Annotated in this window: 1 protein-coding gene; it reads right to left on the reverse strand. The window is 61.8% G+C overall.

Going from position 1 to position 1145, the window contains the following annotated elements; all coding sequences use genetic code 11:
- On the reverse strand, nt 1-1139 hold a 1139-nt coding region (gene tuf, locus JI664_RS23610; protein ID WP_207016236.1), incomplete at its 3' end, for an elongation factor Tu.
- Nucleotides 1140-1145 lie beyond the last annotated feature (6 nt).

Below are 1145 nucleotides of genomic sequence, written 5' to 3' on the forward strand. Positions count from 1 at the left end.
GTACGGCCGCCTTCACGGATAGCGAAGCGCAGCTTCTCTTCCATGGCGATCGGCGCGATCAGCGAGACTTCGAACTTCAGGTTGTCGCCCGGCATCACCATTTCGGTGCCTTCCGGCAGCTTCACGGTGCCGGTGACGTCCGTGGTGCGGAAGTAGAATTGCGGGCGGTAGTTCGCGAAGAACGGCGTGTGACGGCCGCCTTCTTCCTTGGTCAGGATATAGGCCTCGGCTTCGAACTCGGTGTGCGGGTTGACCGATTTCGGCTTGCACAGCACTTGGCCGCGCTCAACGCCGTCACGCTCGATGCCGCGCAGCAGGATGCCGACGTTGTCGCCCGCTTCCCCACGATCCAGCAGTTTGCGGAACATTTCCACGCCCGTGCAGGTCGACTTCTTGGTGTCGCGGATGCCGACGATTTCGACTTCGTCGCCAACGTTGATCACGCCACGCTCGACACGGCCGGTCACAACGGTGCCGCGGCCCGAGATCGAGAACACGTCTTCGATCGGCATCAGGAACGGCTGATCCACGGCGCGCGCGGGCGTCGGGATGTATTCGTCGACGGCTTTCATCAGCTCGTGGATCGAATCTTCGCCGATTTCCTTCATCTCGCCCATCATCGCCTGGAAGGCCGAGCCCTTGATGATCGGGGTGTCGTCGCCCGGATACTCGTACGAGCTCAGCAGCTCGCGCAGTTCCATTTCGACCAGCTCGATCAGCTCTTCGTCGTCAACAAGGTCAACCTTGTTCATGTAGACAACGATGTAAGGGATACCGACCTGACGGCCGAGCAGGATGTGCTCGCGCGTCTGGGGCATCGGGCCGTCCGAAGCAGCGCAGACCAGGATCGCGCCGTCCATCTGGGCGGCACCGGTGATCATGTTCTTGACGTAGTCGGCGTGGCCGGGGCAGTCGACGTGGGCGTAGTGACGCGACTCGGTCTCGTACTCGACATGGGCGGTCGAGATGGTGATGCCGCGGGCCTTCTCTTCGGGCGCGCCGTCGATCTGGTCGTAGGCGCGGAAGTCGCCGTAGTACTTGGTGATTGCCGCGGTCAGCGTCGTCTTGCCGTGGTCAACGTGGCCAATCGTGCCGATGTTGACGTGCGGTTTGTTACGTTCAAACTTTGCCTTCGCCATGATGGC

The organism is Rhodobacter sp. NTK016B (assembly GCF_017303295.1).
Taxonomy (GTDB): Bacteria; Pseudomonadota; Alphaproteobacteria; order Rhodobacterales; family Rhodobacteraceae; genus Pararhodobacter.